Annotated in this window: 19 protein-coding genes; 11 read left to right on the plus strand and 8 right to left on the minus strand. The window is 72.3% G+C overall.

The window, feature by feature from the left end:
* Nucleotides 1-50 precede the first annotated feature (50 nt).
* Nucleotides 51-1490, minus strand: a complete 1440-nt coding sequence (gndA, locus tag OHU35_RS37185; protein ID WP_189722527.1) for an NADP-dependent phosphogluconate dehydrogenase — start codon at nucleotides 1488-1490, stop codon at nucleotides 51-53.
* 348 nt (nucleotides 1491-1838) lie between these two features.
* Between gndA and OHU35_RS37190 the strand changes: the two genes are divergently transcribed.
* Nucleotides 1839-3086, plus strand: a complete 1248-nt coding sequence (locus OHU35_RS37190; protein ID WP_405508434.1) for a transglycosylase family protein — start codon at nucleotides 1839-1841, stop codon at nucleotides 3084-3086.
* On the opposite strand, the gene OHU35_RS37195 is transcribed toward OHU35_RS37190, so the two are convergent.
* A complete protein-coding gene (locus OHU35_RS37195; RefSeq protein ID WP_405508436.1) occupies nucleotides 3076-4617 on the minus strand; it encodes a DMT family transporter in 1542 nt (513 codons plus the stop codon). The genes OHU35_RS37190 and OHU35_RS37195 overlap by 11 nt on opposite strands.
* A 209-nt stretch (nucleotides 4618-4826) precedes the next feature.
* On the opposite strand from OHU35_RS37195, the gene OHU35_RS37200 reads away from it, so the two are divergent.
* The 6 genes from OHU35_RS37200 to OHU35_RS37225 all read left to right on the plus strand — a co-directional run bounded on the left by OHU35_RS37200 (nucleotide 4827) and on the right by OHU35_RS37225 (nucleotide 13864).
* On the plus strand, nucleotides 4827-5582 hold the full coding sequence (locus tag OHU35_RS37200; protein WP_405508438.1) for a (2Fe-2S)-binding protein: 756 nt from the start codon (nucleotides 4827-4829) through the stop codon (nucleotides 5580-5582).
* A 39-nt stretch (nucleotides 5583-5621) separates the two neighbouring features.
* Nucleotides 5622-6773 (plus strand): glycogen synthase, encoded by a 1152-nt coding sequence (gene glgA, locus OHU35_RS37205; RefSeq protein WP_359889900.1) that lies wholly within the window; start codon nucleotides 5622-5624, stop codon nucleotides 6771-6773.
* A gap of 51 nt (nucleotides 6774-6824) precedes the next feature.
* Nucleotides 6825-8045 carry a glucose-1-phosphate adenylyltransferase gene (gene glgC, locus OHU35_RS37210; protein ID WP_189722523.1) on the plus strand — a complete coding sequence of 407 codons (1221 nt, stop codon included), beginning with the start codon at nucleotides 6825-6827 and terminating at the stop codon, nucleotides 8043-8045.
* Nucleotides 8046-8148: 103 nt separating this feature from the next.
* Nucleotides 8149-10767 (plus strand): PA14 domain-containing protein, encoded by a 2619-nt coding sequence (locus OHU35_RS37215; protein ID WP_405508440.1) that lies wholly within the window; start codon nucleotides 8149-8151, stop codon nucleotides 10765-10767.
* Between the two features lie 145 nt (nucleotides 10768-10912).
* The gene (locus OHU35_RS37220; RefSeq protein ID WP_189722521.1) at nucleotides 10913-12256 is read left to right on the plus strand and encodes a wax ester/triacylglycerol synthase family O-acyltransferase; all 1344 of its coding nucleotides are present in this window, start codon (nucleotides 10913-10915) and stop codon (nucleotides 12254-12256) included.
* A 105-nt stretch (nucleotides 12257-12361) separates the two neighbouring features.
* Nucleotides 12362-13864, plus strand: a complete 1503-nt coding sequence (locus OHU35_RS37225) for an SDR family NAD(P)-dependent oxidoreductase (RefSeq protein WP_189722520.1) — start codon at nucleotides 12362-12364, stop codon at nucleotides 13862-13864.
* Here the strand turns inward: OHU35_RS37225 and OHU35_RS37230 are convergent.
* Together OHU35_RS37230 and OHU35_RS37235 are read right to left on the minus strand one after the other, a co-directional pair.
* Entirely contained in the window at nucleotides 13843-14682 is an 840-nt protein-coding gene (locus OHU35_RS37230) for an SDR family oxidoreductase (protein ID WP_189722519.1), read from the minus strand. The genes OHU35_RS37225 and OHU35_RS37230 overlap by 22 nt on opposite strands.
* Nucleotides 14683-14707: 25 nt before the next feature.
* Nucleotides 14708-15157, minus strand: a complete 450-nt coding sequence (locus OHU35_RS37235; RefSeq protein WP_359889910.1) for a hypothetical protein — start codon at nucleotides 15155-15157, stop codon at nucleotides 14708-14710.
* 456 nt (nucleotides 15158-15613) lie between these two features.
* On the opposite strand from OHU35_RS37235, the gene OHU35_RS37240 reads away from it, so the two are divergent.
* Together OHU35_RS37240 and OHU35_RS37245 are read left to right on the plus strand one after the other, a co-directional pair.
* Nucleotides 15614-15787 (plus strand): hypothetical protein, encoded by a 174-nt coding sequence (locus OHU35_RS37240; protein WP_189722517.1) that lies wholly within the window; start codon nucleotides 15614-15616, stop codon nucleotides 15785-15787.
* A 57-nt stretch (nucleotides 15788-15844) separates the two neighbouring features.
* On the plus strand, nucleotides 15845-16327 hold the full coding sequence (locus tag OHU35_RS37245) for a GNAT family N-acetyltransferase (RefSeq protein ID WP_359889913.1): 483 nt from the start codon (nucleotides 15845-15847) through the stop codon (nucleotides 16325-16327).
* A gap of 15 nt (nucleotides 16328-16342) precedes the next feature.
* Here the strand turns inward: OHU35_RS37245 and OHU35_RS37250 are convergent, their stop codons facing one another.
* The gene (locus tag OHU35_RS37250) at nucleotides 16343-16762 is read right to left on the minus strand and encodes a VOC family protein (RefSeq protein ID WP_189722515.1); all 420 of its coding nucleotides are present in this window, start codon (nucleotides 16760-16762) and stop codon (nucleotides 16343-16345) included.
* A 206-nt stretch (nucleotides 16763-16968) separates the two neighbouring features.
* A complete protein-coding gene (locus OHU35_RS37255; protein ID WP_405508442.1) occupies nucleotides 16969-18312 on the minus strand; it encodes an amidase in 1344 nt (447 codons plus the stop codon).
* Between the two features lie 235 nt (nucleotides 18313-18547).
* Between OHU35_RS37255 and OHU35_RS37260 the strand changes: the two genes are divergently transcribed.
* Nucleotides 18548-20401 carry a family 20 glycosylhydrolase gene (locus OHU35_RS37260; protein WP_405508443.1) on the plus strand — a complete coding sequence of 618 codons (1854 nt, stop codon included), beginning with the start codon at nucleotides 18548-18550 and terminating at the stop codon, nucleotides 20399-20401.
* 12 nt (nucleotides 20402-20413) lie between these two features.
* Nucleotides 20414-21952 carry an alpha-L-fucosidase gene (locus tag OHU35_RS37265; RefSeq protein WP_405508445.1) on the plus strand — a complete coding sequence of 513 codons (1539 nt, stop codon included), beginning with the start codon at nucleotides 20414-20416 and terminating at the stop codon, nucleotides 21950-21952.
* A 6-nt stretch (nucleotides 21953-21958) separates the two neighbouring features.
* Here the strand turns inward: OHU35_RS37265 and OHU35_RS37270 are convergent, their stop codons facing one another.
* Entirely contained in the window at nucleotides 21959-22990 is a 1032-nt protein-coding gene (locus OHU35_RS37270; RefSeq protein WP_405508447.1) for an alpha/beta hydrolase family protein, read from the minus strand.
* Nucleotides 22991-23203: 213 nt separating this feature from the next.
* Complete coding sequence (locus OHU35_RS37275) at nucleotides 23204-24214, minus strand: LacI family DNA-binding transcriptional regulator (RefSeq protein ID WP_189722674.1); 1011 nt, start codon at nucleotides 24212-24214, stop codon at nucleotides 23204-23206.
* Nucleotides 24215-24222 lie beyond the last annotated feature (8 nt).

A 24222-nucleotide genomic window follows, 5' to 3' on the forward strand; every position in this document is an offset into this window, starting at 1 on the left:
GCCAATGCGGCCGTCCACCGGCCCCTCATCGTTCCCTCAGCGGCGAGTGCCTACGCCGAGACCTCCGACCGGTCCCCGCCCCACAGCGTGTGGAACGACCCGTCCCGGTCCACCCTGCGGTACGTGTGCGCACCGAAGTAGTCCCGCTGCCCCTGCGTCAGCGCCGCCGGCAGCCGCTCCGCGCGCAGGGCGTCGTAGTAGGCGAGGGCCGCGGCGAAGCCGGGGGTCGGCACGCCCTCGCGGGTCGCGGCGATCAGCACCTCGCGCCAGTCGTCCTGGGCGTCCGCGATCTCCTGCGCGAACGTCGCGTCCGACAGCAGGCTCGGCAGGTCCGGCCGGGCGTCGTAGGCGGAGCGGATCCGGTCCAGGAAGGCCGCGCGGATGATGCAGCCGCCACGCCACAGCGCGGAGACCGCACCGAGGTCGATGTCCCAGCCGTACTCGTCGCGGGCCGCGTCGATCTCGTGGAAGCCCTGCGTGTACGACACGATCTTCGACGCGTACAGCGCCTGCTCCACCCGGTCGGCGAAGGCCCGCGCCTCCGACTCGCTCAGCGCCCGGGCCTTCGGGCCGGCCAGCCCGCGCGAGGCCTCCCGCAGCGCCGCGTGGCCGGAGAGGGAGCGGGCGAAGACGGCCTCCGCGATACCGGACACCGGAACGCCCAGGTCGAGGGCGATCTGGACCGTCCAGCGGCCGGTGCCCTTCTGCTCGGCCTGGTCCACCACGACGTCCACGAACGGCTTGCCCGTCTCCGCGTCGACGTGCGACAGCACCTCGGCCGTGATCTCGATCAGGTAGGAGTCGAGACGGCCCTGGTTCCAGGTGCGGAAGATCTCCGCGATCTGCGCGGGGGAGTAGCCGGCGACATCACGCAGCAGCTGGTACGCCTCGCCGATGAGCTGCATGTCCGCGTACTCGATGCCGTTGTGCACCATCTTCACGAAGTGCCCGGCACCGTCCGGACCGACGTGGGAGACACACGGCGAGCCGTCGGCCGCCTTCGCCGAGATCTTCTCCAGCATCGGGCCCAGCGAGTCGTACGACTCCTTCGGGCCGCCCGGCATGATGCTCGGCCCGTTGAGCGCGCCCTCCTCGCCGCCGGATACGCCCATGCCGACGAAGTGGATGCCCTGCTCGCGCAGCTCGCGCTCCCGGCGCCGGGTGTCCGCGAAGTGCGCGTTGCCGCCGTCGATGATCATGTCGCCGGGCTCCAGCAGCGGGGCGAACTCCTGGATCACCGCGTCCGTCGGGTCACCGGCCTTCACCATCACGACCAGACGCCGCGGCCGCTCCAGCGCCGCGACGAACTCCTTGGCGCTCTCGCACGCGACGAAGTCCCCCTCGCCGCCGAACTCCTCGACCAGGGCGCGTGTGCGCGCGGGCGTCCGGTTGTGCACCGCCACCGCGTAGCCGTTGCGGGCGAAGTTGCGGGCGAGGTTGCGGCCCATGACCGCGAGACCCGTGACGCCGATCTGCGCTGTACTGCTCATTCGGTTGGCTCCTAAAGACCTCGGTATCGGTGCTGCGGGTGGTGTCCACCAGCATGCCCCCGTCGACCATCCTGACGTGCCGCTACTCCGTCCGCACGCGCGGGTCGTACGACGTCGCGCAGCGTGATACGCACGAAAGCCCCGTCGCACTCAGTCGATGTACGCGTCCCCGCGCACGTCGCACCCGCGCACCGGGTGGCGTACGCGATGCACCGCCGTGGCGCACGTCGCGCAACAGGGGCCTCATACCGGCCATTTGGGCACCCGGGCGGCTGATAGCCGTCTTGTTCTGGCCGGTTCGCAGCGCTTACTTTTGCCCCTCCTGACGCATGTCTAGGGGGGCAATCGATGGCCGTACGCGGCCGGCACCGCCGGTATCAGCCGAACAGGATCAACCGCGCCTCACTCACCGTCACGGCGGGCGGCGCGGGCATGGCACTGCCGTTCATGGGCACCGGCGCCGCCCACGCGGCGGACGTCGACACCTGGAACAAGGTCGCCGCCTGCGAGTCCACCAACAACTGGAGCATCAACACCGGCAACGGGTTCTACGGCGGTCTGCAGTTCACCCAGTCCACCTGGGAGGCCTACGGCGGCCGGACCTACGCGGTACGCGCGGACCTGGCCACCAAGGACCAGCAGATCGCCGTCGCCGAGAAGGTGCTCGACGGGCAGGGCCCGGGCGCCTGGCCGGTCTGCTCGGAACGGGCCGGACTGACCCGGGGCGGAGGCGAGCCGGACATCCGGCCGGCCTCCGGAAGCACGAAGAAGGACGGGAAGAAGGAGGGGAAGGAGGACGCGCGGAAGAAGCCCAGGACCTCCATCGAGGACGTGCGGCCGCAGTCCACGCCGCAGTCCCGGGCGGGCAACGCCGAGATGTACACGGTGGTCCGCGGCGACACCCTCTCCGGTATCGCGTCCGACCAGGAGGTCCGGGGCGGCTGGCGGGGTCTGTACGCAGCCAACCGCTCGGCCATAGGAGCCGACCCCGACCTGATCGTGCCCGGTCAGCGGCTCGCGCTGCAGGGTGGGGGCGCCACGAAGACGCGCCCCGCGCACAAGCCGGCCCCTTCCGCGAAGCCGGCCCCGTCGGCCAAGCCGTCACCCAAGAAGCCGGACCGCGCGAAGGAACACGCCAAGGAGCGCGCCAAGGACGAGAGCAAGGACCGTGCCGGACGGTCGACCGCCCGGCAGGGCCTCGTCGCCCCCGTCAGCGGCTCCCTGGGAACGCCCTACCGCAAGGCGGGCTCGTCCTGGTCGAAGGGGTACCACACCGGCGTCGACTTCCCCGTGCCCATGGGCACGTCCATCAGGTCGGTCGCGGGGGGCAGCGTCGTCAGCGCGGGCTGGGGCGGCTCGTTCGGCTACCAGGTCGTGGTCCGGCACGGCGACGGCCGCTACAGCCAGTACGCCCATCTGTCGGCGATCTCCGTACGGGACGGGCAGACGGTGAGCGCCGGCCAGCGCATCGGCCGTTCCGGCTCCACCGGCAACAGCTCGGGCCCGCATCTGCACTTCGAGGTGCGGACGGGGCCCGGTTTCGGTACGGACGTCGACCCGGTGGCCTATCTCAGGGCCGGCGGCGTCACGATCTGACGCGCGTGCGGTGCCGGTCGACCGTGGGCAGCGGTACGTACGGGATGCCGTAGAAGGGCACGTAGGAGAGCGGGCGGCGTTCGCCGGGGCCTGAGGACACCGGCGGTTCCCCGCTCTCGTACGGGACGTCCGGGGCGGCCTCGGGCTCCTCGGCGGCCTGGGGACGGGGCGGCACGGACACCGGTTCGTCCTCGGGCCGGGCGCGACCGGTCCCACCACGGTCACCCGCCCCCGCGCTCGCCGTTCCGACGCCCCGCGTCCTGGGCAGTACACTCACGGCCATGGGCGGGGCGCCCACGGTCTCGGGCAGTGTGCCGACCTCGGTCGGCACACGCGGGGTCTCCGGCGAGGCGCTCACGACCCCGGCCAGGCCACCCACGCCGGCGGGCGACCCGCCTACCGTCTCGGGCAGCTCGCTCCTGCTTCCGGGCAGGCTGCTCACTGCCCGGGCCGGGCTGCCCGCGGTGGCGGGCGATGCGCCTACCGTCTCGTGCGGTTCGCTCCTGCTTCCGGGCAGGCCGCTCACTGCCCCGCCCGGATCGCCCGTGCCCGCGGACCCGGCACCCACCGGCTCGGGCCGCCGGCCCCGTCCGCTCCCGGCGGCGGGCTCGCGCACCGCCCCCGACGCCCCGAGGCCCGTGTCGACGGGGACCAGCCCCGTACCGGCGACCTCCAGCCCCGTCCCCGACCTCTCCGGCTGGTCCTGCGCGAGCCGCTCCGTCGTCAGCAGGATCAGACCACCCGCCGCCACCACACCACAGCTCAGGGCGAGCGCCGTGCCCGTCGTGCCGTAGCGGAAGGTTTCTCCGAACATCGTGATGCCGACCGCGGCCGCCACCACCGGGTTCACGACCGTCAGCGTGGCCAGCGGGGCCGTGAGGCCGGCGCCCCGGTACGCGGCCTGCGACAGCAGCATGCCGGCCGTGGCGAGGACGCCGATCACGGCGAGCGAGGGAACGTCGGCCGCCGACACACCGCCGGTCCAGTCGACCGCCACGGTCTTGGTGAACACCGAGGACATACCGAACGCGATACCGGAGGCCGTCGCCAGCAGCATGCTGCGGACCGCCGGGTGCCGGTGCGCGGCCCGGGCGGCGATCATCAGCGCCACGACCGCACCGGCGGTCACGACGGCCACGGCCACCCGCTGAGCCGTGTCCAGCGACCGCGCGTCGGACGCGGCGACCAGGGACAGCAGACCGGCGAGCCCCACCGTCGCCATGATCGCGCCCCGCCAGGCCGTGGCACCCGCCTTGCGGCCGACGAACAGTGCCGCCATCGGCAGGGCCACCACGATGGTCAGCGCGCCCAGCGGCTGCACCAGACTCAGCGGACCGAACGCCAGCGCCACCACGTGCAGCACCCCGCCGAGACCGTTGAGCCCGACCGCCGCCCACCAGCCCGGCCGGCGCAGCGGCGCGTACTGCTCGCCCGGCGACGACTCCGCCACCCGCTCCTGCACGATCGCCCCGCCCGCGTACGCGACGGCGGACACGAGGGAGAGCAGGACGGACAACGCGAGGGCGCTCATCGGCTGCTCCTCTGCGTCAGGCGGGGGCTATCGGCCCGGCGCGGCGAAAGGTCGGCTTTCATGTCCAACACCCTGCCGTGTCCAGGTCTTCCCGTCGTCGTCCCTGAGCACTCATTGGGTCCTACTGCCGATGGAGTACGAGGGGAGCACCGTCATCCCCAAGGTGGGCGACCACGTCGGGGGCCACCGGGTCGCATCCCTTAGGGGCCTTGGTACTACTGGTCTTCGTGGACCTCGACCCCGACCTCGCCGCGCTCCGCCCGCTCGGCGGCTTCTTCGTGCTGCGCACGGAAAGAGCGGCGGCCAGGCCTCTTCCCACTCTCGCACAGGCCTACCGCGAAACGGCACCGGACGTGTGCGGAAATCCCCTGATTTTTCGGGTCAACAAGGTGGCCGACGCCCTGCGCTCCCCGGAGCTGCGCGTCGCGGCCTCCGTGGCCCATCTGGGCCTGGCGGCCCGCCTGTGGTCCGTCGCGCTCGGCTGCGCCGCCCTCTACGACCGCATCCCCGACCTCGACGCCCGGCTGCTGCACTGGGACGCCGACGGCAGCGCCCCCGACGACCTGTGGCTCTCGGACGTACGGCCGCTCCCCGGGGACGCGGCGACCCTCGCGGACACCGTCCTGCACGGCCACCTCGAACCCCTGGCGGCGGCCCTGCGCGCCCACTACCGCCTCGCCCCCGGCCTGCTGCGCGGGAACGCCGCCTCCGCACTGGCGGGCGCCGCCCGCGAACTCGACCGCTGGGCCCGGCGGCACGACCGTACGGACACCGTCGCCCGGGCCCGCTCCCTGGCCGCTGAACTCCTCGCGCACCCCCTGCTCGCAGGCACCGGAACCCTCACCGGAACAGCGTTCCGGCGCCGCAGCTGCTGTCTGTACTACCGGGTGCCCGGCGGGGGCGTCTGCGGCGACTGTTGCTTCACACGGCCGCCTCGCTCTTCCCCACACGCCCCATCTGGGTGACCATGAAAGGGAACGGCCGCTGAGAGCAGGGAGTTGCGGGTGCGAGTGGGACTGCTGACCCGGGAGTACCCGCCGGATGTGTACGGCGGTGCGGGTGTCCACGTGGAGTTCCTCGCCCGGGAGCTCAGAGCCCTGGTCGACCTGGACGTGCACTGCTGGGGCGAGGGCCGCACCGACGGCGTGCGGCGACACCGGCCCTGGTCCACGCTCGATGGCGCCAACGACGCGCTGCGCACCTTCTCCGTGGACCTCGCCATGGCCGCCGCCCTGGAGGGCCGCGAGCTGGTCCACTCCCACACCTGGTACGCCAACCTCGGCGGCCACCTCGCCAAGCTGCTGTACGGCATCCCGCACGTGATGACCGCCCACTCCCTGGAGCCGCTGCGCCCCTGGAAGGCCGAGCAGCTCGGCGGCGGCTACGAGCTGTCCAGCTGGGCCGAGCGCACCGCGATCGAGGCCGCCGACGCGGTGATCGCCGTGTCCGGGGCCATGCGCGAGGACATCCTCGGCTGCTACCCGGCCCTGGACCCGGAGACCGTCCATGTCGTGCACAACGGCATCGACACCAGCCTGTACCGGCCCGACCACGGCACGGACGCCCTGGACCGGATCGGGCTCGACCGTTCCCGTCCGTACGTCCTGTTCGTCGGCCGTATCACCCGGCAGAAGGGCGTGCCCCACCTGCTGCGCGCGGTGCGGGACATCGACCCGGCCGCGCAGGTCGTGCTGTGCGCGGGAGCACCGGACACGCCGGAGATCGACCAGGAGTTCCGCGAGCTGTTCGGGGAGCTGAGCCGGGTCCGGGACGGCGTGTTCTGGATTCCGAGGATGCTGCCGCGCCCGGAGGTGATCCAGCTCCTCACGCACGCCGCCCTGTTCGTCTGCCCTTCGGTGTACGAGCCGCTCGGCATCGTGAACCTGGAGGCGATGGCCTGCGGCACGCCCGTGGTGGCCTCGGCGGTCGGCGGCATCCCCGAGGTCGTGGGCGACGGCAGGACCGGCCTGCTCGTCCCGGCGGGCGACGGCTTCGAGGCGGGTCTCGCCCGGGCCATGGACACCGTCCTGGGCGACCCGGAGACGGCCCGGCGGATGGGCGAGGCCGGGCGGGAGCGGGCGGTCGGCGAATTCGGCTGGGACGCGGTGGCCCGCCGCACGGTCCGGCTCTACGAGGAGATCCTGAAACAGGCTTAGCCCGTCCCGCTCAGGGGCAGGCATCGGGAAATCGGCGTGAGGGGAGCGGCCATGCGTCGTGGTGGTCCTTCGGTCCTGGGAATCGTGCTGGCCGGCGGAGAGGGCAAACGCCTGATGCCGCTGACCGCGGACCGTGCCAAACCAGCGGTCACCTTCGGCGGTACCTACCGCCTGGTCGACTTCGTGCTGTCCAATCTCGTCAACGGCGACATCCTGCGCATCTGCGTCCTGACGCAGTACAAGTCGCACTCGCTGGACCGGCACATCACGACCACCTGGCGGATGTCCAACCTGCTCGGCAACTACGTCACACCCGTGCCCGCCCAGCAGCGCCTCGGCCCGCGCTGGTACCTGGGCAGCGCCGACGCGATCCTGCAGTCGCTGAACCTGATCTACGACGAGCGCCCCGAGTACGTCGCCGTCTTCGGCGCCGATCACGTCTACCGCATGGACCCCCGCCAGATGCTCGCCCAGCACATCGACAGCGGCGCGGGCGTGACGGTGGCCGGGATCCGGGTGCCGCGCACCGAGTCCTCGTCGTTCGGTGTGATCACGCCGGGCTCGGACGGCCAGACGGTGGAGCGCTTCCTGGAGAAGCCGACGGATCCGCCCGGTCTGCCGGACGACCCCGACATGGTCTTCGCCTCCATGGGCAACTACATCTTCACCACCAAGTCCCTCATCGAGGCGCTGCGGCGGGACGCGGAGGACGAGGCCTCCGTGCACGACATGGGCGGCTCGATCCTGCCCCAGCTCACCGACCGGGGCGAGGCCGCGCTCTACGACTTCAGCGCCAACCACGTGCCCGGCGAGACCACCCGTGACCAGGGCTACTGGCGGGACGTCGGCACGCTGGACGCCTACTACGAGGCCCATATGGACCTGATCGCCGAGCGCCCGGCCTTCAACCTGTACAACCGCAGCTGGCCCATCTACACGCACTCGTACCAGCTCTCGCCGGCCCGCTTCAACGCCGGCGGAATCGCCAGCGAGTCCATCATCAGCGCGGGCTGCCTGGTGCGCGGCCAGGTCACGCGGTCCGTGCTGTCGCCGGGTGTCGTGGTGGACCCGGGGGCCGTCGTGCAGGGCTCCGTGCTGCACGACAACGTGCACATCGGCCGGGGTGCCGTGGTGCGCGGCGCCGTCCTCGACAAGAACGTCGAGGTGCCGCCGGGCGCGACGATCGGCGTCAACCCGGAGCGGGACGCGGAGCTGTACACGGTGTCCAAGGGCGGGGTCATCGCCCTCGGGAAGGACCAGTTGGTCACCTGACGCGGGGCGGCTCGAGGGACTTTGTCCTGCCTCTGGACGAAGAGCGGGAATCCGTGTTGTCATGCCTGCGCCCGCACATGACATCGTTGTAAACGGAGGTTCCGTGCGTACCGGACCCCTCAGAAACCGGCTCGCGTTACTGCTCGCCGCGCTCCTCGCCCTGACCGGCCTGACCGCGGCCCCCGCCCTGGCGGACGACCCCGCCGAGATCCACGGCCTCAAGGGCGAGTACTACACGCACTCCGCCCCCGGCGCCTTCGACTTCCACACCCTCAAGGCGACGACCTTCGACCAGGACCTCGACTTCGACAACCTGGAGCCGCGCCTGAACTTCACCACCGGCCGGTCGGACGACGTCAGCGTCCGCTGGACCGGAAAGATCGTCCCGGAGGAGACCGGCCCCCACACCTTCTCGGTCATCGGCGACAACGGCTTCCGCCTCTGGATCGACGGAAAGCCCGTCATCGACCACTGGGTGGACGACTGGGACCGCGAACAGACCGCGCAGCCCGTCGACCTGACCGCGGGCAAGGCCTACGACATCAAGGTCGAGTACTTCGAGCACTACGGCGGCTCCAACCTCCACCTCCGCTGGACCCCGCCCGGCGCCGGCAAGGAGCCCGTGCCACAGTCGGCGTTCCGCCTCCCCGACGGCTTCGACTACGACGGAGCCCTCGCGGCCACGGTCCAGGCCACCGGCCGCACGCTCAAGCTGGACTTCGCGCAGCCCCTGGCCGCGCCCCCGGCGGGCTTCACCGACCACCTCAAGGCGGTGATCGGCGGCGCCGAGTGGCCCCTGGGCGCGGCGCGACCGGACCCGTCCGACCCCACGTCCCTCCTGGTCGCCCTGGACGAGCCGGTCGTCGGCAACAAGACGGGCACGGCCCGCGGCACCGCCGACGTCCGCTACGACGGTCAGGGCGGCCTTTCCGACACCGACGGCAACGTTGTCAAGGAGTTCTGGAGCAGCGGCCCCAACCGCTCGACGCACCAGCTGAGCACCCGCTGGGCCGACGAGGTCGGGCCCGGCAACGCCCACCCCGAGTACCCGCGCCCGCAGCTGACCAGGGCTGCTTGGCGCAACCTCAACGGCCGCTGGCAGTTCGCCGCCGCCGAGCCCGGCGAGCAGCCGCCCGTCGGCAAGAACCTGAAGGAGCGCATCCTCGTCCCGTACCCGGTGGAGTCCCAGCTCTCCGGCATCGAACGGCACGAGGACCGCATGTGGTACCGCCGCACCTTCACGGTCCCGCGCGACTGGGACATCGGCTCGGGCCAGCGGCTCAAGCTCAACTTCGGCGGCGTCGACTGGCGCTCGGAGGTGTACGTCAACGGCACCGAGGTCGCCACGCACGAGGGCGGCTACGACAAGTTCGGCGCCGACATCACCGACGCGCTCAAGCCCGGCCGCACCCAGGAACTGATCGTCGGCGTCTACGACCCCACCGACGCGGCATCCGGCGAGAACCCGCCGCTCGGCAAGCAGCGCCTGGACCCCAGCGGCATCTGGTACACCCCGTCCTCCGGCATCTGGCAGACGGTCTGGATGGAGCCGGTGGCCCCCGACCACGCGGACTCCCTCAAGCTCACCCCGGACGTGGCCGGCGAGAAGCTGACCGTTCAGGCCCGGGGCGTCCGGGACGGCGTACCGATCACCGCGACGGCGTACGACGGGAAGCGCGAGGTCGCCACGGCGAGCGGCCGCACCGGCCGGCCGCTGACCCTGACCGTCCACGACCCGCACCTGTGGTCACCCGACGATCCGTTCCTCTACGGCCTGAAGGTGACGGTCGGCGCCGACCGGGTCGGCAGCTATTTCGGGATGCGCTCCATCGCCGTCGAGAAGGTGAACGGCGTCCCGCGCACGGTCCTCAACGGCAAGCCGGTCTTCATGATGGCCACCCTCGACCAGGGCTTCTGGCCGGACGGCCTGCACACCGCGCCCACCGACGAGGCCCTCGCCTACGACCTGAAGGCGCACAAGCGGCTCGGTTTCAACTCCGTCCGCAAGCACATCAAGGTCGAGCCGGACCGCTGGTTCTACTGGGCCGACCGGCTCGGGCTGCTGGTGTGGCAGGACATGCCCGCGATGACGGCCGGGGTGAACCCGAGCGCGTCCTCCCGCGCGCGGTACGAGCGCGAGATGAAGGAGATGATCGACGAGCACATCAGCAGCCCGTCGGTCGTCATGTGGGTGACCTTCAACGAGGGCTGGGGCCAGTACGACGTGGGCCGGGTCGCCGAGCAGGCCAAGGCGTGGGACCCCACCCGGCTGGTCAACGGCCAGTCCGGGCTGAACCTCGGCGCCGACGGCGGCACCGGCGACCTCATGGACGAGCACGGCTATCCCAGCCCGGCGCTGCCACCGCGCCCGGACGGCGAGCGCGCCCTGGTCAGCGGCGAGTACGGAGGCCTTGGACTGGCGGTGCCCGGCCATGCCTGGTCGGTGCAGCAGTCGTACGTCGACGTCGACCCGGCCACCTACACCGAGGACTATCTGGCCAGGCTCGACGAGGTCCGGGCCCTGGTCTGCCGGGGCAGCAACGGTGCCGTGTACACCCAGATCGCGGACGTCGAGGGTGAGCTGAACGGCTTCCTGACGTACGACCGGGCGGTGCTGAAACCGGACACGGCCCGGCTGAAGGCCGCGCACCAGGCGCTGATCCGTGACGCCTCCCGGGTGACTCCCACGGGGTGCCCGGCGGCGCAACCTGTGCTGGACTGACCGCACATGCACCATAAGTCCCGCCCCTCTCGCCGGGGCGGGACTTAATCTGCTGTTAACTGTACGTAGCCTGATCGTACTTGACCGTAATCGGCTGGGGGCGGTTGACTGCTGACCCACCCCGTCGTCGACGCGAGGCAAGCCCTTGACTGCTGACCTGCTCGCTCCTCTCGACCTGGCGTTCTGGAACCTCGAGTCCGCCGAGCACCCGATGCACCTCGGGGCGCTCGGGATCTTCCCTGCCCACACGCCGACCGCGGGCGCCCACGCAGCGGACCTGCTCGCGGCCCGCGCCGCCGGCGTCCCCGGACTGCGCATGCGCATCCGTGACGTGTGGCAGCCGCTGCCCTCGGCCCTGCGCCGGCCGCTCGCCTTCGGCGGCGCGGCGCGGGAAGCGGACCCGGACTTCGACTCCCAGCACCATGTACGGCTGCACGCCCCGACCGCCGACTTCCACGCGACGGCCGGCCGGCTCATGGGGCGTCCGCTGGAGCGCGGCCGGCCGCCCTGGGAAGCCCATGTGCTGCCCGGCGAGGACGGGGGCTCCTTCGCGGTGCTGTTCAAGTTCCACCACGCCCTGGCCGACGGGCTGCGGGCACTGACCCTCGCCGCGGGCCTCATGGACCCGATCGACATGCCGGCGCCCCGGCCCCGCCCCGCCGCGCCCCCGCGCCCTCTGCTGCCGGACGTGCGCGACCTGCCCGGGCTGGTGCGCGGCGCCCTGTCCGACGTGTCCCGGGCCCTGGACATCGGCGCCTCCGTCGCCCGCTCCTCCCTCGATGTGCGCTCCACCCCCGCGCTCACCTGCGAGCCGAGCAGTACGCGCCGCACCGCCGGAGTGGTGCTCGACCTCGACGACGTGCACCGCGTCCGCAAGACCGTCGGCGGCACCGTCAACGACGTGCTGATCGCCGTCGTCGCGGGCGCCCTGCGCCGCTGGCTCGACGAGCGCGGTGACGCCAGCGAGGGCGTGGCGCCCCGTGCCCTGATCCCCGTCTCCAAGCGCCGCCCGCGCACCGCCTACCCCCAGGGCAACCGGCTCTCCGGCTACTTGATACGGCTTCCGGTGGACGACCCGGACCCGCTGGCGCGCCTCGCCTCGGTCCGTACCGCCATGGACCGCAACAAGGACGCCGGCCCCAACCGGGGCGCGGGCGCCGTCGCCCTGCTCGCCGACCACGTGCCCGCCCTCGCCCACCGGCTCGGCGGCCCCCTGGTCGGCCAGGCGGCCCGGCTCTGGTTCGACATCCTGGTGACCAGCGTGCCCCTGCCCAGCCTCGGCCTGAAGCTCGGCGGCCACCCGCTCACCGCCGTCTTCCCGTTCGCCCCGCTGGCCCCCGGCCACTCCCTGGCGGTGGCGGTCTCGACGTACCGGGGCAGCGTCCATTACGGGCTCGTCGCCGACGCCGAGGCCGTCCCCGACCTCGACCGATTCGCCGCCGCCATCGAGGAGGAGGTGCGGACGCTGATCACGGCCTGCCAGTCGTGATCAGGAGCGGGTTTGGCGGTCCGGCCCGGCGCTCCGTAAAATTCGCCCTTCGAATGCGGGCGCGACCGGCGCGCCGCGACGGCAGAGCAGGGAACGACAGCGGCGATGACGGTGACAGAGGACGGCCCGCAGGCCATGGACGAGGCGAGCGGGCTCTCGTACGGACCCGGCATCGACCCGGAGCGGCTGGCCGTCTGCCTCAGCGTGCTCGAGGAGCTCGACGAGCTGGAGGTCGACCACCCGGACGCCGTCGCCGTGCGCCGGGCCACCGCGGGCGTCTACCGCACGGTCAAGCAGCGTCGCCGCCAGGAGCGCCGGGCCGCCAAGACCGCCCACGACAAGGCGGTCACGGAGGCCACGGCGACCGGCTCCGCCCAGCGCATCGACGACGAGACCGAGGGCATCCTGCCGTCGTCGGCCACCGAGGCGGGCAGGATCGCGGGGATACTCCAGCGCCCGCGCTCCTGCTACACCTGCAAGGCCCGGTACGTGGAAGTCGACTACTTCTACCACCAGCTCTGTCCCGACTGCGCCCGCGTGAACCGCGAGAAGCGCGACGTCCGCGCCGACCTCACCGGCAAGCGCGCCCTGCTCACCGGCGGCCGCGCCAAGATCGGCATGTACATCGCGCTCCGGCTGCTGCGCGACGGCGCGCACACGACGATCACCACGCGCTTCCCGAAGGACGCCATCCGCCGCTTCAAGGCGATGGACGACTCGGCGGACTGGATGCACCGCCTGGAGGTCGTCGGCATCGACCTGCGCGACCCGGCGCAGGCCGTGGCCCTCGCCGACCAGGTCGCCGACGCCGGCCCTCTCGACATCCTCGTCAACAACGCGACGCAGACCGTGCGCCGACTGCCCTCCGCCTACGCCGCCCTGGTCGACGGCGAGAGCGCCCCGCTGCCCGCCGGGGAGCTCCCCGCCCACCACGTCATCGGTGCCTTCAACTCCGGCGCGGTCGACGGCCTGGCCGCGCTGCCCCTCGGCACCAGCGGCCTCGACGCGCAGAAGGTCGCCGACCTCGCCCTGGTCGCGGGCAACGCCAGCGTCGAGCGGCACCTGGACGGCACGGCGATCGACGCGGGCGGGCTCGTGCCCGACGTGGTCGACTCCAACACCTGGGTGCAGACGATCGAGCAGATCTCGCCCGTGGAGCTGCTGGAGACCCAGCTGTGCAACTACACGGCGCCGTTCATCCTGATCAGCAAGCTGCGGCCGGCCATGGCCGAGGCCGCGAAGAAGGCGGAGAGCGGGCGCGCGTACGTCGTGAACGTCTCCGCGATGGAGGGCGTCTTCGGACGCGGGTACAAGGGCGCGGGGCATCCGAACACGAACGCCGCCAAGGCCGCGATGAACATGGTGACGCGGACCAGTGCGCAGGAGATGTTCCAGGGCGACGGGATTCTGATGACCTCGGTCGACACGGGGTGGATCACGGATGAGCGGCCTCACTACGACAAGCTGCGGCTTGCGGAGGAGGGGTTCCACGCGCCGCTGGATCTGGTCGACGGTGCGGCCCGGGTGTACGACCCGATCGTGCGGGGTGAGGCGGGCGAGGATCTGTACGGGGTCTTCCTGAAGGACTACGCGCCGGGTAAGTGGTAGGCGGAGCCGGGAGAGGCGTCTGCAGGTAGTGGGTGGCTGGTCGCGCAGTTCCCCGCGCCCCTAGGGGGTTGCAGTGCCGCCCGCACCCGCGTACCCCCGTCCACCACCAGGTCCGCCCCGGTCACCCACTCCGCCGCGTCCGACGCCAGCCACAGCACCGCCCGGGCGACGTCCTCCGGCTCCCCGATCCGCCCCAGCGGGAGCCCGGCCGCCACCTCACGCTCGCCCGGTTCCCATACGAACCGGGCCATCTCGGTGCGAACCAGGCCGGGGGAGACGGAGTTCACCCGCACTCGGGGCCCCAGCTCACCTGCCAGCTGCCGGGTCAGATGCAGCAGTGCCGCCTTGCTCGTGCCGTACGCGCCCACGTTCGGGCCGACGTGTCCGGCACCCTCCGTGCACACGTTGACCACCGTGCCGCCGTGTTCCGACATCCACGCCCGCCACGCGCACTGGACGAGCCGCAGCGGTGCCTCGACGTTGACGGCGAAGGCCTCGCTCCAGGCTTCGGGGGCGACGTCCATGAGCGGGCCGTACGGCTGGTTGGTCGCCGCGTTGCTGACCAGGATGTCGAGACGGCCGAACTCGCGCAGGGCCAGCTCGGTCAGACGCCGGGGATGGCCCGGGTCGGCGACACTGCCCGCGAGCCCGATGCCGCCCAGTTCCTCGGCGGTGCGCCGTACCTCGTCGGCGTCCCGCGCGGTCACGCACACCCGTGCTCCGGCGTTCACCAGGTGCCGGGCGACGGCCAGCCCGATCCCGCGCGTCGCTCCCGTGATCACGGCGGCTCTGCCCTCTAGCCCGTACGACGACATCATCGGCGTACGGTCTCATGACATACCGTCAGTCAACAGCTCCCAGGCGGGAGTTGCGCGCGGCCAAGAGGTCCAGCACCGTGCGCCAGTCCTCCAGGACCCCGGCGTCGAACCCGGCCGTGCGGCCCTCCTCGATCGCCTGGCGCAGGGTGAGGAGGTCGTCGTCGGCGACGGCGTCCCGGCGGGGGCACCGGTGTACGAGGCGGAAGACCCGCTCGCCGAGCAGGGCGCGCACCGCGTAGGCCGCGTGGTCGGCGCGCGCGGCCGGATCGCCGGGCCACAGCAGCCCGCCGACAGGCTGCACAAGACCCGCCACTTGCAGCTCCTTGTCGGCCGGGCGGCCGCGGCGCAGCAGCGCGGCGGTCCGCAGCGCGTGGTCGTGGAGGTCGACCGGCGGGCGGTCGCGGTCCGGGGCGTCCCTGGTGCCCCGGCACGTGTACAGCAGGTCCATCAGCTCCTCGACGCTGCGCAGCTCCATGCGTCAGTCCTCCTGCGAGACAGCCGTTGCCGTGCGGCAGCAGACCATGGCGAGCTTTCGACTCAGCCAACGGCACTTGAACTGCGCAACCGTGTCGAAAGTGCCTACGCCCTTGTACGCCGTTCGGGTGGTACTCAAAACACCTGTAAGTGAACAAATCGTTGCCTAAACCCGAGTTGAACACCAGATGACGCGCGATTGTTACCGGCCGTTTTCAGCCCCATCGAGCGGGGGGTCGCTCATTTGGTTAATCTGGTCCGGACGGACAGCAGTACGGGGTCCTACCCACACCCACGGTCCGTCATGGGACACGCCGGTTCACCACCGCCTGCTCTCCCGTGAGTCGACCGGCGCCACCGCGTCCGAACTGCTTTTGACATCAGACCCGAGCGGGCGTCAGGCGCAGCAGGACCGGCGCGTGCGTCCCGAGGGTGACCGACACATAAGGAGTGCGCGGTGACACCGGAGAAGACGAATCGAGATCAGCGCCCCAAGGAACGCGGCGAGCGCGCCGGCCGGCGGGCCGACGAGCTCGGCAGCCTTGACGTGTGGGCCCGGTCGGCCCCGATCCGCCTCGCGGGCTACGAGGAGGACCTCGCGGAGCCCCACATCCTGCCCAGCGTCGACTGACCAAGGGCGCACCCCCTCCACGTTCGCCGAGCGCATGGGCGTGCCAGACTCGCGCCCATGCTGATCAGGGAAGCAACGGCTGACGACTGGCCGCGCATCTGGCCGTTCTGGCACCACATCGTCGCCGCGGGCGAGACCTACGCATGGGACCCGGGTACCTCCGAGGAGGAGGCCCGGGTCCTGTGGATGAATCCGGCGAAACGGGTCTATGTCGTCGAGGACGACCGTGGCAGTGTCGTCGCCTCCGCCTATCTCACCCCCAACTACGGTGGCCCCGCCGCCCGTATCGCCAACGCCGGCTTCATGGTCGACCCCGGCCAGGGCGGCCGTGGCTACGGCCGTGCCCTCGCCGAACACCTCCTGACCGAAGCCAGGGCCGCCGGGTACCGCGGCATGGTGTTCAACGCCGTCGTCGAGACCAACCCGGCCGTGACGCTGTGGACTTCCCTCGGCTTCACGATCCTCGGCACGGTGCCGGAGGCGTTCGACCACCCCCGCGACGGCCGGGTGGGGCTGCACATCATGTACCGGGAGCTGTAGAGCGGCGGGTCCTGCTCAGGGGCGGACGTACGGCCGGGTCATGATCTCCATGTTGTGGCCGTCCGGGTCGTCGAAGTAGGCGCCGCGTCCGCCGAAGAGGTCGTTGACGCGGCCGGGTTCGGTGTGGCGGGGGTCGGCGTAGTAGGTGACCCCGAGCGCCTCCAGGCGGCCGATCATGGCGTCGAACCGCTCCTCGGGCACGAGGAACGCGTAGTGCTGGGACTGGATCGGCTCGTCGCGCTTCTCGTAGTAGTCGAGGGTCACGCCGTTGCCCAGGTCGACCGGCAGGAACGGCCCGAAGGGCGCACCGACCTCCAGGCCCAGGACGGCCGCCAGGAACTCCGCCGACAACTGGCGGTCCGAGGCGAAGACGGCGGTGTGGTTGAGGTGGGCGACGGTGGTCGGCAGATCGGGCGTGTGCTGTGCGTAGGACATGAGTGGGTTCGTCTCCGGGTTTCGGGATCCGTGGTGAAGCGCCGCAGCGGCGCGGGGTACGGGGAAACGGAGACGAGAGGCGGGGCTCGTGCCCTCACCGGCTCTCGGACGGGCCCGGGCGGGGTCACCCCCGCCGTGCTCACGTCGAGGCCGGGCGCCTCACTCGTGCATGGCCTACGGCCGACCCGGCAGTCACCCGGCCGACTCTAGTCGACCGGCGCCGTACGCCGCCACGGGATTCGTTCCTCCAACTGCTCGGCCAGGGCGAGGAGTCGGGACTCCGTGCCGGGGCGCCCCACCAGCTGCACGGCACAGGGGGCGCCGGAGGGGAGGGTTCCGCAGGGGACGGACAGGGCGGGCCAGCCGGTCAGGTTCCACGCGGGCGTCAGCGGCGAGTAGTTCGTGTTCGCCAGCACGTTGCGCAGCCAGCCCCGCTCGTGCCAGGGCGCGGCCTTCGGGGAGCGGCGGGCGAGCGCGGGGGTGAGCAGCACGTCGTGGTCGGCGAAGAAGGGCTCCAGCCGCCGGCGCAGTTGTTCCCGGCTCGCCCCCGAGCGTGCCGTGCCCACGAAGGGTCGGCCGAGGGCGGCGTGGACCCGGGTGCGGCGGGTGAGCAGACGCCGGTCGAGGTGCTGGGCGTCCGCGGCCGTGCCCGCTGTCCAGTGGATCAGCGAGGTCACGGCGAGCGACATCGGGTAAGGCGGGTCGGCGCGCCGGACCTGATGGCCCGCCTTCATCAGCACCTCGGCCGCCTCCCGGGCGGCGGTCGTGTACGGCCGGCTGACGGTGACCCCGGCCAGAGGGCTGCGCAGCGACACGGCGACCCGGAGGGCGCTCGGCTCGGGCCGGGGCTCGGGCCCGGTGCCGGCGAGGACCGAGAGCATCAGACGGGCGTCCTCGACGGTCGTGGCGAGGGGCCCGTTCTCCGACAGGCCGAACCAGTCGCTGTCCCCGTCGCCCGTCGGGACCACTCCGTGTCCCGGCTTGATGGTGACGAGGCCGCAGTTGGCCGCCGGTATGCGCAGTGAGCCCATGCCGTCGTTGCCGAGGGCGATCGGCACCATCCCGGCGGCGACGGCGGCGGCACTGCCGCCCGACGAACCGCCCGCCGAGCGCGTGGGGTCCCAGGGGTTGCGGGAGGTGCCCAGCACGCCGTCCGTCGTGCCGAAGACACACAGCTCGGGGACGTTCGTCAGCCCCACCACCACCGCGCCCGCCGCCCGCAGCCGGGCCACCGTCACATGGTCCTCGGCCGCGGGGGTGTCGGGTGTGGCGGCCGATCCGACGCGCCGGGACTCGCCGCGCACCGTGAGGTTGTCCTTGACGGCCACGGGCACCCCGGCCAGGGGCAGATCGGCGAAGTCGCCGCGCGCGGCCACCTCCTCGGCCTCGGCCAGCGCCGCCTCGGCACGCACCGTGCGAAAGGCCCCGACACGGTCGTCGAACCGCTCGATCCGGTCGAGGTGCTCGGCGACGACCTCGCGAGGGGTGACCCGCTTCTCACGGACGGCGGCGGATATCTCGGCGGCGGTGCGGCCGGCCCAACTGGTCACGAAAACTCCTCGGAAGGGATCGGAAGGGAGACGGACGGGCTTACTGGCGAGTACGTAGGGAGAACTGTGCACCGGCAGGGGGCGCACGTCGAGGTCACCGGCCGGACAGCGCCCCTCGGCACGCCCCATGCGCCCCCGGACATCCGATCAATGGCTCAACTTTCACGCTTGCACGCCCCATTGACAGCTGTCGGCGCCAGCTCAATGATCAGACGTCCGATGAATGGGGAGCCGTATGACGGAGCGCAGAAGACGGCGACAGTGGTGGCCCGGAGTCCTGGCGGCGCTGGCGCTGCTCGTCACGGCGGCACCGGGGACACCCGCGGTCGCGCGCGAGGAACTGCGGACACCGGTCACCGTGCCCGCACTCACCGACTGGTCCCCGGAATCCGGGAGTTACGCCTACGGCCGGGACACCCGGCTGGTGGCCGGCACCGGAGCCGAGCGCCGGGTCGCCGGCACCCTCGCCGCCGACCTCCGGGCGGCCGGCCACGGCACGGTCCCCGTCGTAGGGGGCGGAGCCCGGGCCGGTGACATCGTTATCGACATCGAGCCCGGCAGATCCTCGCTCGGCCCGGAGGGATACGAACTCCACGCCGGCCGACGGCTGTCGGTGACCGGCGCGACCGAGACCGGCGCCTTCTACGGCACCCGGACCCTCCTTCAGCTCCTCGCCCAGGGCGACCGGGTCCCCGCCGGACGCACCGTCGACGTGCCGCGCTACAAGGAACGGGGCGTCGGCGTCTGCGCCTGCTACGTCCATGTCTCGCTGCCCTGGCTGGAGAACCTGGTGCGCGAGATGGCGTACCACAAGCTCAACCAGCTGCTCCTCGAACTGAAGGTGAAGAGCGCCGCCCATCCCGAGGCCAACACCTGGGGCTACTACACCGAGGGCGAGATCCGCCGGCTGGTCGCGCTCGGCGAGAAGTACCACGTCGACATCATTCCCGAGATCAACTCCCCGGGCCATATGGACCCGTGGATAGAGAACCGCCCCGACCTCCAGCTCACCGACACGGACGGCGCCAAGCAGCCGTCCCGGCTGGACATCACCCGGCCCGAGGCCTTCGCCTACTACACGAGCCTGATGGACGAGTACGCCCGGGTCTTCCCCGGGCGGGACTGGCACATGGGCGCCGACGAGTACATGCTCGGCTCCGACTTCGCCAAGTACCCGCAGGTCTTGAAGTACGCGCGGGAGAGATACGGCCCGAAGGCCACACCCCAGGACGCCTTCGTCGACTTCGTCAACCGCGTCCACGCCTACGCGGCCTCCAAGGGCAAGCGGCTGCGCATCTGGAACGACGGGCTCACCGGCGCCGGCACCGTGCCGGTCGCGGCCGGTACGACGGTCGAGCACTGGCTGAACGTCGCGGTCAAGCCGAGCGAACTCATCGCCGAGGGCTATCCGTTGATGAACGCGGCGTACGCGCTCTACCTCGTCCGCGGCGGCTTCCACACCGACACCGAGGCGCTGTACGACCAGAGCTGGGACCCGCGCGGCTTCGAGGGCGAGAAGCTCGCCTCCCGCGAAGGCATCACGGGCGCGAAGATCAGCCTCTGGCCCGACAACGGCCGTGGGGAGACCGAGAACGAGGTGGCCGTCGCCCTGTGGCCCGCCCTGCGGCACATCGCGCAGGCCACCTGGGGCGACCCGCATCCCGACGCCACGTACGACGGGTTCACCGCGCGCGGTACGGCCGTGGGCCACGCGCCCGGCTTCCGGGACCTGACCCGGGTGCCGGTAGCGGACGGGACGTACATCTTCCGGACGTCCGGCCGGTCGTTCACCGCCGCCGTCCGGCGCACGGCCGACGGCTACGTCACCCTGCGGACCCAGGACGGCTGCCTGGAGGTGCGGGGCGGAAAGCTCACGCTCAACGTGCCCCTCCAGCCCGGCGTCGAGGTGACACCGCAGGCCTGCGATCCCGCCGGCACCCTCCAGCGCTGGGCACTGGAGCCGGCCGGCGGAGGCGGCTACCGGCTCGTCAACGCCATCACCCGGATGACGGTGAGCGTGCCGGACGACGGCCGGCTCGCGCAGTACCCGCCCGACCAGCGCACCCCCGCCGTCTGGCATCTGACCTGAGGAGTCGTCGCCATGGCCGTGTCCCGACGCGTGTTCGTCGCATCAGCCGCCGTCCTCGCCGCGACCGCCGGCATGACGGCACCCGCACTGGCAGCCCCGCCGGACCCCCGTCGCGGCCGCATCCCGGTCGGCCCCGACGACAGCCCGGAGGACCTGGTCCGCAAGGCCTCCCAAGTACGCCCCACCGCAGGGCAGATCGCCTGGCAGCGCCTGGAGCGCACCGCCTTCCTGCACTTCGGCGTGAACACCTTCACCGGCCTGGAATGGGGCACCGGAGACGAGGACCCCGACGTCTTCCAGCCGGTCGGCCTCGACACCGACCAGTGGGCCCGCGCCCTGCGCGACGGCGGCTTCAAGCTGGCCATCCTCACCGTCAAGCACCACGACGGCTTCGTCCTCCACCCCTCCCGCTACACCGGCCACACGGTGGCGTCGAGTACCTGGCGCAACGGCCGGGGCGACGTCCTGCGCGACTTCGCCGACTCGATGCGGCGGCACGGCCTCAAGGTCGGCGTCTACATCTCGCCCGCCGACGAGAACCAGTACCTGCACGGTGTGTACGCCAACGGCAGCGCCCGCGCCGACCGCACCATCCCCACCCTCGTCGACGGCGACGACCGCACCCCGCCCCGCTCGTACACGCTCCCCGCCACCGACTACGGCGCCCATATGCTCAACCAGCTCTACGAGGTGCTCACCGAGTACGGCCCGGTCGACGAGGTGTGGTTCGACGGGGCCCAGGGGCACATCCCGCCGGACAAGGTCGAGAAGTACGACTGGGACAGCTGGTACGCCCTCGTACGGTCCCTCGCCCCGGACGCCGTCGTCGCCGTGACCGGGCCGGACGTCCGCTGGGTGGGCAACGAGGGCGGGCTGGCCCGGGAGGACGAGTGGAGCGTCGTCCCCGTCCAGGAGAAGGACTACGGACGGACCGACTACGCCCTCTCCTACGACGCCCCCGACATGGGCAGCCGGGACGCCCTGGTCGCGGCCCGGCCGGTCGCCGACTACCTCCAGTGGTGGCCCGCCGAGTGCGACGTGTCGATCCGGGACGGCTGGTTCTACCACGCCGACCAGCAGCCCAAGAGTGTCGAGCAGCTGACGGACATCTACTTCCGGTCCGTCGGCCGGAACTCGGTACTGCTCCTCAACATCCCGCCGGACACCGAGGGGTTGCTGCCCGCCGTCGACGTCACACGCCTGCGGGAGTTCCGCGAGCGGATCGACCGCGAACTGCCCGAGGACCTGGCGCACGGTGCCCGGACCAGCGCCACGCCGGGCCGGGTCACCGTCGACCTCGGCCGGGAGCGGGAGGTGGACCGGGTCCGGCTGGCGGAGGACATCCGGTACGGCCAGCAGGTGGAGAGCTTCGTGGTGGAGGCGTACCGCGACGGCGGCTGGTCGGAGGTGGCCCGGGCGGGGGTCGTCGGAGCCAGCCGGATCCTGCTGCTGCCCGGCGCCGTGCGGGCCCGGCGGTGGCGAGTGCGGGTGACCGGGGCGCGAGGGGCCGTACGGATCGCGGAGTTCGGGCTGTACCGGTCCCGGGTCTGAACGGGCTCAGCGCAGGTGGCGTGCGAAGAATGCCTCGGTGACGTCCATCTCGGCTGCCCACCGAGGCCCGAACGTGTGCCCCTCGCCGGCGACGGTGCGGAGCTCTACGTCCTTGCCGGCCTCCTCGAACGCGGCGGAGACCTCCCGTGACCAGGCGAGGGGGCAGGTGTCGTCCGCGGTGCCGTGCTGGATCAGCAGGGGTTCGGTCACGCGGTCGGCGTAGGTGAGGGGCGAGACACCGCGCCAGAAGTCCGGGTTCTCCCCGGGGGTGCCGTGCTTCTCGTCGATCTCGGCCACGAGGGGATCGCCGTCGGGCCGCTGGAAGTGGTCGATGTTCTCCTGCGGGCGGGCGCTCACCGGCGCGTACGCCACGGCCGCGTCGAACAGACCGGGCGCCACGACCAGCGTGTTGTACACGACCCCGCCGCCCATCGACCGGCCGAACAGGCCGAGGCGGTCGCCGTCGATCTCCGGGCGCCCGGAGTCGCGCAGGGCCAGGGCGGCGCCGATGACGTCCTCGGTGTAGCCGAGGCGCAGGTTCACGTCGTTGTCGGGGTCTTGGTCGGAGCGGGCGTGGTTGCGGTAGTCGGTGTGCAGGAGGGCATAGCCGCTGCGGGCCAGGCGGTCCTGCTCGCGTGGCATGCCCTGGCCGCTGAAGTAGTCGTCCGGGTCGATGTACCCGTGCGCCAGCACCAGCGCCGGGAAGGGGCCCTCACCCTCCGGGATGTTCATGATCCCCGAGATCGTCAGGCCGTTCGCCTCGTACGTGACGGCGTACCGGGTGTAGGCGGAGGTCCGGTCGAGCACGGCCCCGAGACGCAGCCCGGAGCCGGTGTGCTCGCGCCGCATCAGGGCCGGGAGGGAGACGGGGTCGGCCGGGGAGGGTGCGGGGGAGGGCGTGGTGCGGGGCTTCTCGGTCGTGGCCCGGGCGGAGGTCGGAGAGGACTCGGGCGCGCCGTCCTCCCCACCGCCGGTGCAGCCGATCGCGACGGTCAGCAGCAGTCCGGCGGCTGCCCAGGCGGTGCCCCGTAGCCGCATACGGCCCATTGTCGCGCCGCGGGCCCGCGAGGCGCAGCCCCGCGTGGGGCGTGGGCCCGGCTCGGTTGCGGCGCCTCGTGCCGCAGGCCCCCCGGCGGCCCGGGCGCTGCCTCGCTCGGCACGGCCGCCGGCGCTCGCACCGCGCGGCGTGCTCGGCGGCCGCCGCACATCGGCCGCGGCGGACGAGACCTCGCCGCCCGCCCCAGCCCGGTTTCACACCCCCCGCACCGCACCCGTACTGTCCCGCTCGATCAGCCGCGGCACCGGCACCCGGACCGCCCGGGCCGGGCCGCCGTCGAGCAGGGCGGTCAGTTCCCGGGCCGCCGTGCGGCCGAACTCGACACTGTCCCGGGACAACGCGGACAGCCAGGGCTTGACCAGGCGGCACAGGGCGGAGTCCTCCCAGGCCACCACCGACACGTCGGCCGGCACCGCGTAGCCGAGCTCGGTCGCGGCGGCGACCCCGGCGACGGCCATCACGTCGTTGTCGTAGATCAGGGCCGTCGGGGCGGCGGGGCCGTCCAGGACCCGGCGGGTGACGGCCGCGCCCGCCTCGTCCGAGTAGTCGGTCGGCACCGACTGCACCTCCGACAGGCCCCGGCGCCCGGCCTCCGCGCGCAGGGTGCGGATGCGGCGCTCGGTGTGGGCCAGCCCGGGCAGTCCGGCGATGTGCGCGATCCGGCGATGGCCGAGCGCGTACAGCCCGTCCACCACCGCGGCCATCGCGCCCGCGTCGTCCGCCCACACCGTCGAAAGACCCGGGTGCCGTTCGTCCGGGGCGCCGCCGATCACCACGGCGGGCAGCCCGAGTTCGTCGAGGAGGCCGGGCCGGGGGTCGTCGGTGCGCGGGTCGACCACCAGGACGCCGTCCACCCGGTGCTCGGCCCACCACCGCCGGTACACCGCGCACTCGTCGTCGATGTCCTCGGCGATCTGGAACAGCAGACCGAGATGACGCTCGGCCAGCACCTCCTGGATTCCGGAGACCAGTTGCAGGAAGAACGAGTCCACGCCCAGCGTGCCCGCCGGACGCGCCAGGACGAAGCCGACCGTCGCCGCGCCCTCCCCGGACAGGGCGCGCGCCGCCGTGCTGGGCCGCCAGCCCAACTGCTCGGCGACCCGGCGCACCCGGTCCCGGGTCACCTCGGAGACCCCGGGCCTGCCGTTGAGCGCGAAGGAGACCGCGCTCTCGGAGACCCCGGCCCGCCGGGCGATGTCCTTCATCGTCGGCC

The sequence above is a fragment of the Streptomyces purpurascens genome, from assembly GCF_045040895.1.
In the GTDB taxonomy this organism is placed as follows: Bacteria; Actinomycetota; Actinomycetes; order Streptomycetales; family Streptomycetaceae; genus Streptomyces; species Streptomyces purpurascens.

What these genes read in the sequence shown, in the direction of transcription:
- OHU35_RS37250 (WP_189722515.1), bottom strand. Translation starts at nt 16,762, where the DNA reads ATGTCCTACGCACAGCACACGCCCGATCTGCCGACCACCGTCGCCCAC.
- OHU35_RS37190 (WP_405508434.1), top strand. Translation starts at nt 1,839, where the DNA reads ATGGCCGTACGCGGCCGGCACCGCCGGTATCAGCCGAACAGGATCAAC.
- OHU35_RS37265 (WP_405508445.1), top strand. Translation starts at nt 20,414, where the DNA reads ATGGCCGTGTCCCGACGCGTGTTCGTCGCATCAGCCGCCGTCCTCGCC.
- OHU35_RS37195 (WP_405508436.1), bottom strand. Translation starts at nt 4,617, where the DNA reads ATGAGCGCCCTCGCGTTGTCCGTCCTGCTCTCCCTCGTGTCCGCCGTC.
- OHU35_RS37230 (WP_189722519.1), bottom strand. Translation starts at nt 14,682, where the DNA reads ATGATGTCGTCGTACGGGCTAGAGGGCAGAGCCGCCGTGATCACGGGA.
- OHU35_RS37235 (WP_359889910.1), bottom strand. Translation starts at nt 15,157, where the DNA reads ATGGAGCTGCGCAGCGTCGAGGAGCTGATGGACCTGCTGTACACGTGC.
- OHU35_RS37225 (WP_189722520.1), top strand. Translation starts at nt 12,362, where the DNA reads ATGACGGTGACAGAGGACGGCCCGCAGGCCATGGACGAGGCGAGCGGG.
- gndA (WP_189722527.1), bottom strand. Translation starts at nt 1,490, where the DNA reads ATGAGCAGTACAGCGCAGATCGGCGTCACGGGTCTCGCGGTCATGGGC.
- OHU35_RS37275 (WP_189722674.1), bottom strand. Translation starts at nt 24,214, where the DNA reads ATGAAGGACATCGCCCGGCGGGCCGGGGTCTCCGAGAGCGCGGTCTCC.
- OHU35_RS37270 (WP_405508447.1), bottom strand. Translation starts at nt 22,990, where the DNA reads ATGCGGCTACGGGGCACCGCCTGGGCAGCCGCCGGACTGCTGCTGACC.
- OHU35_RS37260 (WP_405508443.1), top strand. Translation starts at nt 18,548, where the DNA reads ATGACGGAGCGCAGAAGACGGCGACAGTGGTGGCCCGGAGTCCTGGCG.
- glgC (WP_189722523.1), top strand. Translation starts at nt 6,825, where the DNA reads ATGCGTCGTGGTGGTCCTTCGGTCCTGGGAATCGTGCTGGCCGGCGGA.
- OHU35_RS37245 (WP_359889913.1), top strand. Translation starts at nt 15,845, where the DNA reads ATGCTGATCAGGGAAGCAACGGCTGACGACTGGCCGCGCATCTGGCCG.